Origin of the sequence: Pseudomonas sp. yb_2, from assembly GCF_043103905.1 — a bacterium.
GTDB classification, from domain to species: domain Bacteria; phylum Pseudomonadota; class Gammaproteobacteria; order Pseudomonadales; family Pseudomonadaceae; genus Aquipseudomonas; species Aquipseudomonas alloputida.
The window spans coordinates 60,228-72,534 of record NZ_JBICKH010000028.1 but is presented as its reverse complement, the minus strand read 5'-3'; the positions used below and the strand labels follow the sequence as shown (position 1 = coordinate 72,534).

8 protein-coding genes are annotated in these 12,307 nt (G+C 60.2%); 6 read left to right on the top strand and 2 right to left on the bottom strand.

The features are described 5' to 3' along the window. Positions 1-211: 211 nt before the first annotated feature. Positions 212-1,618 carry a type I glutamate--ammonia ligase gene (gene glnA / locus ACF8FB_RS06520; RefSeq protein ID WP_003249219.1) on the bottom strand — a complete coding sequence of 469 codons (1,407 nt, stop codon included), beginning with the start codon at positions 1,616-1,618 and terminating at the stop codon, positions 212-214. 616 nt (positions 1,619-2,234) lie between these two features. On the opposite strand from glnA, the gene thiI reads away from it, so the two are divergent. The 3 genes from thiI to ACF8FB_RS06505 all read left to right on the top strand — a co-directional run bounded on the left by thiI (position 2,235) and on the right by ACF8FB_RS06505 (position 7,245). Beyond that, positions 2,235-3,689 carry a tRNA uracil 4-sulfurtransferase ThiI gene (thiI, locus tag ACF8FB_RS06515; protein ID WP_003249221.1) on the top strand — a complete coding sequence of 485 codons (1,455 nt, stop codon included), beginning with the start codon at positions 2,235-2,237 and terminating at the stop codon, positions 3,687-3,689. Between the two features lie 128 nt (positions 3,690-3,817). Continuing rightward, positions 3,818-5,638, top strand: a complete 1,821-nt coding sequence (typA, locus tag ACF8FB_RS06510) for a translational GTPase TypA (protein WP_010955599.1) — start codon at positions 3,818-3,820, stop codon at positions 5,636-5,638. Between the two features lie 185 nt (positions 5,639-5,823). Beyond that, entirely contained in the window at positions 5,824-7,245 is a 1,422-nt protein-coding gene (locus ACF8FB_RS06505; protein ID WP_392509445.1) for a PhoPQ-activated pathogenicity-related family protein, read from the top strand. 98 nt (positions 7,246-7,343) lie between these two features. Here ACF8FB_RS06505 and ACF8FB_RS06500 read toward each other — a convergent pair whose 3' ends face one another. Continuing rightward, entirely contained in the window at positions 7,344-7,748 is a 405-nt protein-coding gene (locus ACF8FB_RS06500; RefSeq protein ID WP_003249225.1) for a YkgJ family cysteine cluster protein, read from the bottom strand. Between the two features lie 184 nt (positions 7,749-7,932). Between ACF8FB_RS06500 and ACF8FB_RS06495 the strand changes: the two genes are divergently transcribed. The 3 genes from ACF8FB_RS06495 to ACF8FB_RS06485 all read left to right on the top strand — a co-directional run bounded on the left by ACF8FB_RS06495 (position 7,933) and on the right by ACF8FB_RS06485 (position 12,240). Further along, the gene (locus tag ACF8FB_RS06495) at positions 7,933-10,383 is read left to right on the top strand and encodes a glycogen/starch/alpha-glucan phosphorylase (RefSeq protein ID WP_392509444.1); all 2,451 of its coding nucleotides are present in this window, start codon (positions 7,933-7,935) and stop codon (positions 10,381-10,383) included. A gap of 246 nt (positions 10,384-10,629) precedes the next feature. After that, positions 10,630-11,640, top strand: a complete 1,011-nt coding sequence (locus ACF8FB_RS06490; protein WP_010955595.1) for a class 1 fructose-bisphosphatase — start codon at positions 10,630-10,632, stop codon at positions 11,638-11,640. A 3-nt stretch (positions 11,641-11,643) separates the two neighbouring features. Continuing rightward, positions 11,644-12,240 (top strand): DUF924 family protein, encoded by a 597-nt coding sequence (locus ACF8FB_RS06485; protein ID WP_104886960.1) that lies wholly within the window; start codon positions 11,644-11,646, stop codon positions 12,238-12,240. Positions 12,241-12,307 lie beyond the last annotated feature (67 nt).

Below are 12,307 nucleotides of genomic sequence, written 5' to 3'. Positions count from 1 at the left end.
TCTGCGCAAATTCGGATCAGAAAGTCTTGATGAAACGTTTAATCTGAACCAGATTGGGGAGCAATTGAGGGCATGGCATGAATTAGTGCACCAAGATAGAGCATAGCGTGGCAGGCGAATCAGTGGTGCTTCTGCAAGGTGCGCAGAAACAAAAACGGCCTCCCGAGGGAGGCCGTTTTGATCATGTCATCGGCGCGAGGCGCCAATCAGATCAGCAGCTGTAGTACAGCTCGTATTCCAGCGGGTGTACGAAGGTACGGACCTTGATTTCTTCTTCGCTCTTCAGCTCGATGAAGGCATCGATGAAGTCGTCGGAGAACACGCCGCCCTTGGTCAGGAACGCACGGCCTTTATCCAGCTCTTCCAGAGCTTCTTTCAGGCTGCCGCACACTTGCGGGATGTTCTTGGCTTCTTCTGGTGGCAGGTCGTACAGGTTCTTGTCGGCCGCGTCGCCTGGGTGAATCTTGTTCTGGATGCCGTCCAGGCCAGCCATCAGCAGGGCCGCGAACGCCAGGTACGGGTTGGCCGATGGGTCCGGGAAGCGTGCTTCGATACGGCGGGCTTTCGGGCTGCCAACGTAAGGAATACGGATCGAGGCGGAACGGTTGCGAGCCGAGTAGGCCAGCATTACCGGGGCTTCGAAGCCTGGGACCAGACGCTTGTACGAGTTGGTCGACGGGTTGGTGAAGCCGTTCAGGGCCTTACCGTGCTTGATGATACCGCCGATGAAGTACAGGGCGGTGTCGGACAGGCCGGCATAGCCTTCACCCGAGAAGGTGTTCTTGCCGTCTTTCCAGATCGACATGTGCACGTGCATGCCCGAGCCGTTGTCGCCGTACAGTGGCTTCGGCATGAAGGTGGCGGTACGGCCGTAAGCGTCGGCAACGTTGTGCACGACGTATTTCAGCGCCTGTACTTCGTCAGCCTTCTTCACCAGGGTGTTGAACTTGACGCCGATTTCGTTCTGGCCGGCAGTCGCCACTTCGTGGTGGTGAACTTCAACGGTCTGGCCCATTTCTTCCAGGGCGTTGCACATGGCAGTACGGATTTCGTGGTCGTGGTCGAACGGCGGAACCGGGAAGTAGCCGCCTTTCACGCCTGGACGGTGGCCTTTGTTGCCGCCTTCCACGTCAGCGCCGGTCATCCACGAGCCCTGCTCGGAGAAGATCTTGAACATCGAACCGGAGATGTCCGAGTGGAACTTCACTTCGTCGAAGATGAAGAACTCAGGCTCTGGGCCGGCGAATACGGTGTCACCGATGCCGGTGCTCTTCAGGTACTCTTCAGCACGCTTGGCGATGGCACGTGGGTCGCGGTCGTAGCCCTGCATGCTCGACGGGTCGACGATGTCGCAGGTGATGATCAGGGTTGGTTCTTCGGTGAACGGGTCCAGAACGGCGGTTTCGTCGACCGGCATCAGGATCATGTCGGAAGCTTCGATGCCTTTCCAGCCAGCGATGGAGGAACCGTCGAACATCTTGCCGACTTCGAAGAAGTCTTCGTCCAGCGCATCACGCGACGGCATGGTCACGTGGTGCTGAATGCCTTTGGTGTCCGTGAAACGCAGATCAATCCACTTGACGTCATGATCTTTGATGAGTTGAACCGACTTCGACATGTTGTCCTCCGGATGGTCTAGAGCGCGGTGGGCCGCTGCCCTGGAAAAAGGGTGTTGCCGGGCGCGGATAGTCGGCCAAGCTTACCTGCCTCACAAGGGAGCAAATTGCATGCCAGTGCCCGAAAATGGCGAGGGTGGGATAAAAGGGGGCGTTTGCGGGCATTTGGCGTTGGGGCAGGCAGGGAAAGTGCACTCTTAAGATGCGAATTTTGGAGGTGGCGCACCATAAGGGTGCACGCCTTGGTTTTTGTGGTGCCCGTGAGACCGAGCGCCGCCCGCGCGGCGCATCGCGAGCAAGCTCGCTCCTACGTCTGTTTCGGGCCAGTTACGCCTGTGACAGGCGCGCGCGACCGCCTTGTTTGTACGACGCAATATATTGCGCCATGCGCCAAGGCGTTCGCGCGCAAATCCCACAGGCATATAGGCCCGAAACAGACGTAGGAGCGAGCTTGCTCGCGATGCGCCGCGCGGGCGGCGCTCGATCTAACGGGCACCAAAAAATCCGGCTCTGACATTTATCTCAAAGCTTCTGATCAAAAGTTGGTCAAATCCTGAGCAATTTCCGATATAATTCGCGCCCCTCATTTTCGGCAGGCCCTGCGCGCGCTGTTAACCAATGAAACTTATCGTCAAAGTCTTCCCAGAAATCACCATCAAAAGCCGGCCGGTGCGCAAGCGCTTCATCCGCCAGCTTGGCAAGAACATCCGCAACGTGCTCAAGGATCTCGACCCTGAGCTCGCGGTCGATGGTGTCTGGGACAATCTCGAGGTGGTCACCCGCGTCGAAGACGAAAAAGTCCAGCGCGAGATGATCGAACGCCTCACCTGCACCCCGGGTATCACCCACTTCCTGCAGGTAGAGGAATACCCGCTGGGTGACTTCGACGACATCGTCGCCAAGTGCAAGCACCACTTCGGCCACCTGCTGGCCGGCAAGCACTTCGCCGTGCGCTGCAAACGCGGTGGCCACCATGATTTCACCTCGATGGACGTCGACCGTTACGTCGGCAGCCAGTTGCGCCAGCAGTGTGGCGCCGCCGGGATCGAGCTGAAAAAGCCTGAAGTGCTGGTGCGCATCGAAATCCGCGACCAGCGCCTGTACGTGATCCACAACCAGCACAATGGCATCGGCGGTTATCCGCTGGGTGCCCTGGAGCAGACTCTGGTGCTGATGTCCGGTGGTTTCGACTCCACCGTTGCGGCCTACCAGATGATGCGCCGCGGCCTGATGACCCACTTCTGCTTCTTCAACCTCGGCGGCCGTGCCCACGAGCTGGGCGTAATGGAAGTGGCCCATTACCTGTGGAAAAAATACGGCAGCAGCCAGCGCGTACTGTTCATCAGCGTGCCGTTCGAAGAAGTGGTTGGCGAGATCCTCAACAAGGTCGACAACAGCTACATGGGCGTGACCCTCAAGCGCATGATGCTGCGCGGCGCCGCCCATATGGCCGACCGCCTGCAGATTGACGCGCTGGTGACCGGCGAAGCGATTTCCCAGGTGTCCAGCCAGACCCTGCCGAACCTGTCGATCATCGACTCGGCCACCGACAAGCTGGTGCTGCGCCCGCTGCTGGCCAGCCACAAGCAGGACATCATCGACCAGGCCACCGAAATCGGCACCGCGGACTTTGCCAAGCACATGCCGGAATACTGCGGCGTGATCTCGGTAAACCCGACCACCCATGCCAAGCGTCACCGCATGGAGCACGAAGAAAAGCAGTTCGACATGGCCGTGCTGGAGCGCGCTCTTGAGCGCGCCAAGTTCATTTCCATCGATCATGTGATCGATGAGCTGGGCAAGGACATCGAAATCGAGGAAGTGGCCGAGGCGCTGCCAGGCCAGATCGTCATCGACATTCGCCACCCCGATGCCCAGGAAGACGAACCTCTGGTGCTGGAAGGTATCGAAGTCCAGGCCATGCCGTTCTACGCCATCAACAGCAAGTTCAAGCACCTGGACCCCACGCGCCAGTACTTGCTGTATTGCGACAAGGGTGTGATGAGCCGTTTGCACGCACACCATCTGCTCAGTGAGGGACATGCCAATGTGCGTGTTTATCGTCCGACATAAGACGCCGGGGCTGTATGGCGGCAGTATTCGCCATCGCCCTCCCGACCGCCGGGCCCGCTGAGCCTTAAACGGTACATATTGGCCGCCTACACTGGGCGGCAACCGAATCCTCTGATCGAGATACACTTGTGATCGAAAATCTGCGTAACATCGCCATCATCGCCCACGTTGACCATGGTAAAACCACTCTGGTCGACAAACTCCTGCGTCAGTCCGGCACTCTGGAGCGTAACGAGCTCAACGACGAGCGCGTCATGGACTCCAACGACCAGGAAAAAGAGCGCGGTATTACCATTCTGGCGAAAAACACCGCCATCAACTGGAACGGCTACCACATCAACATCGTCGACACCCCCGGCCACGCCGACTTCGGTGGCGAGGTTGAGCGTGTAATGTCGATGGTCGACTCCGTGCTGCTGCTGGTCGACGCCCAGGACGGCCCGATGCCGCAAACCCGCTTCGTGACCAAGAAGGCTTTCGAAGCCGGCCTGAAGCCAATCGTCGTGATCAACAAGGTTGACCGTCCGGGCGCACGTCCTGACTGGGTTCTGGACCAGATCTTCGACCTGTTCGACAACCTCGGTGCCACCGACGAACAGCTGGACTTCAAAGTGGTCTACGCCTCGGCCCTGAACGGCATTGCCGGCCTGGACCACACTGCCATGGCCGAAGACATGACCCCGCTGTACCAGTCGATCGTCGACAACGTACCAGCACCGTCTGTTGACCGCGACGGCCCGTTCCAGATGCAGATCTCGGCACTGGACTACAACAGCTTCCTCGGCGTTATCGGTGTTGGCCGCATCGCCCGTGGCCGCGTCAAGCCGAACACCCCGGTTGTCGCCATCGACACCAACGGCAAGAAGCGTAACGGCCGTATCCTGAAGCTGATGGGTCACCACGGTCTGCACCGCGTTGACGTCGAAGAAGCCCAGGCTGGCGATATCGTCTGCATCAGCGGTTTCGATGAGCTGTTCATCTCCGACACCCTGTGCGCCCCGGATGCGGTAGAAGCGATGAAGCCGCTGACCGTTGACGAGCCGACCGTTTCGATGACCTTCCAGGTCAACGACTCGCCGTTCTGCGGTAAAGAAGGTAAGTTCGTCACCAGCCGTAACATCAAGGACCGTCTGGACAAGGAGCTGCTGTACAACGTTGCTCTGCGCGTTCAGGAGACCGACTCCCCTGACAAGTTCAAGGTTTCGGGCCGTGGTGAGCTGCACCTGTCGGTGCTGATCGAAACCATGCGTCGTGAAGGCTTCGAAATGGCCGTGGGCCGTCCTGAAGTGATCATCCGCGAAGTCGACGGCGTGAAGCAGGAACCGTTCGAGAACGTCACCATCGACATCCCTGAAGAATCCCAGGGCAAGGTCATGGAAGAGATGGGTCTGCGTAAAGGCGACCTGACCAACATGGTTCCGGATGGCAAGGGCCGTGTTCGTCTGGAGTACAACATTCCAGCCCGTGGTCTGATCGGTTTCCGTAACCAGTTCCTGACCCTGACCAACGGTGCAGGCATCCTGACCTCGATCTTCGATCGCTACGACACCATGAAGTCGGGCCAGATGTCCGGCCGCCTCAACGGCGTACTGGTTTCGGTCGAGACCGGCAAGGCACTGACCTACTCGCTGGAAACCCTGCAGGCTCGCGGCAAGCTGTTCGTTGAACACGGCCAGGAGATCTACAACGGTCAGATCATCGGCCTGAACAGCCGTGACAACGACCTGGGCGTGAACCCGACCAAAGGCAAGAAGCTCGACAACATGCGTGCTTCGGGCAAAGACGAAGTCATCGCCCTGGTACCGCCAGTTCGCCACACCCTCGAGCAGGCCCTGGAATTCATCCAGGACGACGAGCTGTGCGAAGTGACTCCTAAGTCGATCCGTCTGCGCAAGAAGATCCTGGACGAAGGCGAGCGTACCCGCGCAGCCAAGAAAGCCAAGAACTGAGTTAGCTCAGGCTGAATGAAAACGCCCCCGGTCGAAAGGCCGGGGGCGTTTTTGTGTGCCTTGTGGAAAGCTCCAGTAGGAAGCGACTGTGTTTTGCAGGTGCTTGTTCGACGGCAAACCGAGGAGCCTTGTGACAATCAGAAGCCGTGCTTAGGTTGGCTGGCTCTTGCTTTGGAGCTTGGAACATGAATTGTCGTTACCTGTTGTTTATTCCGTGTCTCGCCGTCAGTTTTCAGGCCAGTGCCCAGCAGGCGTGTAGCGCGTTGCGACCGCAGGAAATAGCCCGCTGTCATGTCGAGAAGGTGAGACAGGCACCCTTGCAGTACCAGTTGGAGCAGAAGACACCCGCACAGGGCTATACGCTGTATCAATACCGGATGACCTCACAGACCTGGTCGCCTGAGCCCGTTGTTGAGCCCCGCCTGTGGGAGCACCGCGTCGAACTGTTCGTGCCAGACGTGGCATTGGCGGAGAAAGCGTTGGTAGTAGTCAATAACGGTGTGAGGTTTGGTGAGGAACAACAAATCCCTGACTACTCGTCCGAGGCGTTGAGTGCCATTGCCGTGCAGACACAGACTGTTGTGGCGTCGATCAGCGATGTGCCCAACCAGTATGTGACCTTCCGTGATGCACAAGCGCCGATGCGCGAGGATGATGCCGTGGCCCACACCTGGGCGCATTGGCTGCGTAACGAAGCGGCTGCCCCGGAGCTGCCGCTGCATGTGCCAATGGCCGCTGTCGCCAGCAGGGGCATGGACCTCATGGCTGACGCGTTGCCCGAGCTACGCCTCGAGCAGTTCATCATCACCGGTGCCTCGAAACGCGGTTGGAGTGCATGGCTGACGGCCATGGCCGATGATCGGGTAATTGCCATCGTGCCCAGCGTCATCGATGTTGCCGACACTTCCAGCATGCTGGAGGGCTTGCGCAAGCGGTACGGTGGTTCATGGCCATTGGCGCTTTGGCCCTATCAGGCTGCGGAGGTATTGCAGCAGTTGGGCAGCCCGGCCTTCGCTCGGTTGATGGCACTGATGGACCCGATGCAGTACCTGGATGAGCCGGGTGCTCGCCTGAAGATACCGAAATACCTGGTGTCCGCCAGCGGGGATGATTTCTTCGCCCCTGATCACGCCACGGACTACCTGCAGCGCCTGCCTGGCCAGACCAGCCTCAGGGTGCTGCCGAACTCGGACCATGGGGGCGTGCGTGCGCATGTTGTCACTACCCTCGTGCCGATGGTTCAGCGTATCCAGGCCAGCCTGCCGATGCCTCGCGTGCAAGTGGCTCCGGGCGAAGGAGCTGCGCATGTGCTGGTACGGCTTTCGGAAATGCCTGTAGCAGTGAAGGTATGGACTGCGGCTAACCCCTTGGATCGGGACTTCCGCCATGCCTGCGGGGTACGCTACACATCGCAGACGATCATCCCCAGTGAGGCGTTCAGCCTTGACTGGGCGCCGCCGGCGCAAGGCTGGCAGGCGCGGTTCGTAGAGGCGCGGTTTGCTGATGGTTTCGTTGTCACCAGCCCGGTCAGCGTTTTGCCGCAGACTTATCCTGAGCATCCACCAGCGGATCAGGGGGGTGCTTGCCGGAGCTTCCCCGCTGGCTGAAATGGGAGCGGTGGGTTCAGTGCTTCATGCCCAGCTCGGCATCGCCACAGAATCGAGCGCCGCCCGCGCGGCGCTCGATTTATGCCCCGGCGCAAGACTCAACGCCCAACCACCTTGGGCTTGTAGGCGCAATACCCCGGCCGTGGCCCGACCTTGGGGTGGTTGCGGCAGGTATCCGGGCGCTTGTCATAAATGGTGCACAGCCGGCTTTTACGATCCAGGTACATGCAGTCGTCGTTGCTCATCCGGGTCAGGGTGAAGATCCCGGACTTCTGGTTGAAGCGCTCGATGATGCCTTCTTTTTGCAGGCGCTTGGCCACGTTCTTGGGTGGTTCGTCTTTTTCGAACTCGTCGACCACGCCGATACGGATCAGATCCTTGATCTTCACCTCCACCGGCAGGGTGCAGCAGGTCGAATGGCAGCCATGGCACATGTTGCTGGTGTAGCGCTGCCAGGTCTCCAGGCGGTCGACTTCGGCCGCGGCGATCAGGGTCGTTTTCATCTTTATAGGGTGGATCACGGTCTTGGGGCGCGCGATGATACCGGAATTGTTCAATTTATGAACAACCTTTTGCCGGAATCGCAGAGTGGGCATGAAAACTGCGAACCGTAACTGTCGCTCTCTGTCGAAGGGTCTAGTCTCAACACTCTCCCTCCGCTTTCGTCAACTTGCCCGAGGATGCCGCATGTCCCAGGAACCTAAAGCACGTGACGCCGAAGTCGCGGATTTTCGCGCTGCTGTACTGAACAAGCTGACCTATGCGGTCGGCAAGGACCCCGAGCACGCCTTCGACCATGACTGGTTCGAAGCCATTGCCCTGGCCGCGCGCGATCACATGGTCGACCACTGGATGGATCACACCCGGCAGGCCTATCGGCGCAGCCAGAAGCGTGTCTACTACCTTTCCCTGGAGTTTCTCATCGGCCGCTTGCTGTACGACAGCCTGAGCAACCTGGGCCTGCTGGACGTCGCCCGCGATGCCCTGGAAGGGCTGAATGTGGACCTCGAACGCATTCGCCTGCTCGAACCGGACGCCGCGCTGGGCAATGGTGGCCTTGGCCGTCTGGCGGCGTGCTTCATGGAGAGCATGTCTACCCTGGGTATCGCTGCCCATGGTTACGGCATCCGCTACGAGCACGGGCTGTTCCGTCAGGCCGTGGTCGATGGCTGGCAGCAGGAACAGACCGAGAACTGGCTGGATTTCGGCAACCCCTGGGAGTTCGAGCGCGCCGAGGTGATCTACCCGATCAGCTTTGGCGGCAGTGTCGAAACGGTGCACGATGCAAGCGGTACCCAGCGCCAGGTATGGTGGCCGGGCGAGACGGTGCGGGCGGTGGCCTACGACACGCCGGTAGTCGGCTGGCGTGGATCCAGCGTCAACACCCTGCGCCTGTGGCGCGCGCGGGCGCTGGAAGAGCTGCACCTGGAGCGCTTCAACGCCGGTGACCATTTGGGGGCTGTGGCTGAAGTGGCGCGTGCCGAGAGCATTTCGCGTGTGCTTTACCCCGCCGACAGTACCGAGGCCGGCCAGGAACTGCGCCTTCGCCAGGAGTACTTTTTCGTCTCGGCTTCGCTGCAGGACTTGCTGCGGCGCCACCTGAACATGCACAAGGACCTGCTCAACCTGCCTGATGCAGCGGCGATCCAGCTAAACGACACCCACCCTTCGATTGCGGTGGCGGAGCTGATGCGGTTGCTGGTGGATCAGCACGAAGTGCCTTGGGAAAAGGCATGGGAGCTGACCGTCGGCACGCTCGCCTACACCAACCATACTCTGTTGCCAGAAGCCCTGGAAACCTGGCCGGTAGCGCTGATGGAGCGCATGCTGCCGCGGCACATGCAGATCATCTACCTGATCAATGCCTACCATATCGATGCGTTGCGGGCCAAAGGCCTGCACGATTTCGACGTGCTGCGCGCAGTTTCGCTGATCGAGGAAGACAACGGCCGACGGGTGCGCATGGGCAATCTGGCGTTTCTCGGCTCGCACAGCGTCAACGGCGTGTCGGCGCTGCACAGCAAGTTGATGAAGAGCACGGTGTTCTCCGAGCTGCACAAGCTCTACCCGCAACGGATCAACAACAAGACCAACGGCATTACCTTCCGCCGCTGGTTGTACCAGTCCAACCCTCAGCTGACCGAGATGCTGGTCGAGGCGCTTGGGCCGGAACTCAAGGACGACCCGCAGACGCTTCTGGCGGGCCTGGTGCCGTTCGCCGACAAACCCGGTTTCCGCAAGCAGTTCGCTGCCCAGCGGCTGCACAGCAAGCGTGCCCTGGCCAGCATCATTCAGGATCGCATCGGCGTCACGGTCAACCCCGAGGCGCTATTCGACGTTCAGGTTAAACGTATTCACGAATACAAGCGCCAGTTGCTCAACCTGATGCACACCGTTGCACTGTACCAGGCCATACGCAACGAACCTGGCACCAACTGGGTGCCGCGGGTGAAGATCTTCGCTGGCAAGGCTGCGGCCAGTTACCATCAGGCCAAACTGATCATCAAACTGGCCAACGACATCGCCCGGGTGGTGAACAACGACCCGACAGTGCGCGGCCTGCTGAAGGTGGTGTTCCTGCCCAACTACAACGTCAGCCTGGCCGAGAGCATCATCCCGGCGGCGGACCTTTCCGAGCAGATATCCACCGCGGGTTACGAAGCTTCCGGTACCAGCAACATGAAGTTCGGCCTCAATGGTGCGTTGACCATTGGCACCCTGGATGGCGCCAACGTGGAGATGTGCGAACAGGTGGGGGCCGACAACATGTTCATCTTTGGCCTGACCTCGCAGCAGGTTGAAGCGCGCAAGCGTGCCGGTGATTTTGGCGCAAATGCTGCCATAGCCGCTTCCAACCGCTTGACCGATGTGTTGCAGGCCATTCGCAGTGGTGTGTTCTCGCCAGACGACCCTTCCCGGTACACCGGGTTGATCGACGGCCTGGTGGCCTATGATCGCTTCCTGGTGTGTGCCGATTTCGATGACTACTGGGATGCTCAGCGCCGGGTCGAGGATCTGTGGCACACACCGCAGGAGTGGTGGCGCAAGGCGGTGCTCAATACCGCGCGGATGGGCTGGTTCTCGTCGGACCGCACCATTCGCGAATATGCCACCGAGATCTGGAAGGCATTGGATTGAGGTGAGGCCGTTCGCGGGCACGCCCGCTCCCACAGGTGTCTCGCAAGCTTCAAGGCTTGCGCTGTACCTGTGGGAGCGAGCGCGCCCGCGAATGGACACACAACCAGACCACCGGCCTGGCGAAGGCTGAACTACCGACCTATTGTGCCGTCTGAGAGCCGTGGCGAGTCTCATCACTCGCTAGCCCGTCACTCTCCCTGTAAACTGCGTGGGTTTTTCATCCCCCCAATCCGTTCGGAGCCATACATGTCCCGCGTTACCCTGAGTCGCTATCTGATTGAGCAGACCCGCAGCAACAATACCCCTGCCGATCTGCGCTTCCTGATCGAAGTGGTAGCGCGTGCGTGCAAGGAAATCAGCCACCACGTGTCCAAAGGCGCCCTCGGTGGTGTGCTGGGCAGCATGGGCACTGAAAACGTGCAGGGCGAGGTCCAGAAGAAACTGGACGTGATTTCCAACGATATCCTGCTGGAAGCCAACGAGTGGGGCGGTCACCTGGCTGGCATGGCTTCCGAAGAAATGGACAACGCGTACCAGATCCCGGGCAGGTACCCGAAAGGCGCCTACCTGCTGGTCTTCGACCCGCTGGACGGTTCGTCGAACATCGACGTCAACGTGTCGGTCGGTACCATCTTCTCGGTTCTGCGTTGCCCTAACCAGTACCTGAGCCAGAACGAAAGCCTCAACGAAGAAGCGTTCCTGCAGCCAGGTACCGAGCAGGTTGCTGCCGGTTATGCCATCTACGGCCCGCAGACCATGCTGATCCTGACCCTGGGCAACGGCGTCAAGGGCTTCACCCTGGATCGCGAACTGGGCAGCTTCGTGCTGACCCACGAAAACATCCGCGTACCGGAGACCACCGCCGAGTTCGCCATCAACATGTCCAACCAGCGTCACTGGGAAGCCCCGGTACAGCGCTATGTGGGCGAACTGCTGGCAGGCGAGACCGGCCCGCTGAAGAAGAACTACAACATGCGCTGGATCGCCTCGATGGTGGCCGACGTGCACCGCATCCTGACCCGTGGCGGCCTGTTCATGTACCCACGTGACGCCCGCGAACCAAGCAAGCCGGGCAAGCTGCGCCTGATGTACGAAGCCAACCCGATGTCGTTCATCATCGAACAGGCCGGTGGCGCTTCCACCAACGGTTACGATCGCATCCTCGACATCAAGCCAGAAAGCCTGCACCAGCGCGTGTCGGTGATTCTCGGCTCGAAGGAAGAGGTCGAGCGCGTCACCGCTTACCACAAGGAGTAAGTCATGCTCGCACCTTGGCAGCCGTTGCTGGAATGGTGGTTCGGTTGGGGCACCAGTGCCCAGGCCGTGGCTGACGAGAAGAGCACGCTGTGGTTCGGCAAGCATTACGATGCCGACGCCCATGCGCTGTTTGGCGACCTGGTCGAGCACGCTCTGGCGGGTGGGCTCGAAGAGTGGCAGCAAACCCCGCAGGGCTGGCTGGGCCTGCTGATTTTGCTCGACCAGCTGCCACGCATGATCTACCGCGACACGCCGCGTGCCTTCGACGGCGACCGGCGTGCCCAGGTAGTCGCCATGCAGGGCCTGCAGAAGGGCTGGGACTACCAGCTGCTGCCGATCCAGCGCGTGTTCGTGCTGCTGGTACTGGAGCATGCCGAAGTGCTGGACTGGCAGAACCTGTGCGTGGAGCGTTATCGAATGCTGCTGGACGAACAGCCCGAGGCCAACCGCCGGCTGTTCGAAGGCTTCCTCGACTATGCCGAGCAGCACCAGCGGGTAATTGCCCGCTTCGGGCGCTTCCCGCACCGCAACCTGGTGCTGGAGCGGCCGAGCACCAGCGAAGAGATGGACTTTTTGCTGGAGCCTGGGTCCCGGTTCTGAGGCCCAAGGGGCCTGCTGTGCAGGCATCGCGACGCAAGGCCGCTCCCATTGGGGGCGGCCTTTTTTA

Excerpts from the sequence above, each read along its gene's own strand:
- glnA (WP_003249219.1), bottom strand. The coding sequence starts at position 1,618 with ATGTCGAAGTCGGTTCAACTCATCAAAGATCATGACGTCAAGTGGATT.
- thiI (WP_003249221.1), top strand. The coding sequence starts at position 2,235 with ATGAAACTTATCGTCAAAGTCTTCCCAGAAATCACCATCAAAAGCCGG.
- ACF8FB_RS06505 (WP_392509445.1), top strand. The coding sequence starts at position 5,824 with ATGAATTGTCGTTACCTGTTGTTTATTCCGTGTCTCGCCGTCAGTTTT.
- ACF8FB_RS06500 (WP_003249225.1), bottom strand. The coding sequence starts at position 7,748 with ATGAAAACGACCCTGATCGCCGCGGCCGAAGTCGACCGCCTGGAGACC.
- ACF8FB_RS06495 (WP_392509444.1), top strand. The coding sequence starts at position 7,933 with ATGTCCCAGGAACCTAAAGCACGTGACGCCGAAGTCGCGGATTTTCGC.
- ACF8FB_RS06490 (WP_010955595.1), top strand. The coding sequence starts at position 10,630 with ATGTCCCGCGTTACCCTGAGTCGCTATCTGATTGAGCAGACCCGCAGC.
- ACF8FB_RS06485 (WP_104886960.1), top strand. The coding sequence starts at position 11,644 with ATGCTCGCACCTTGGCAGCCGTTGCTGGAATGGTGGTTCGGTTGGGGC.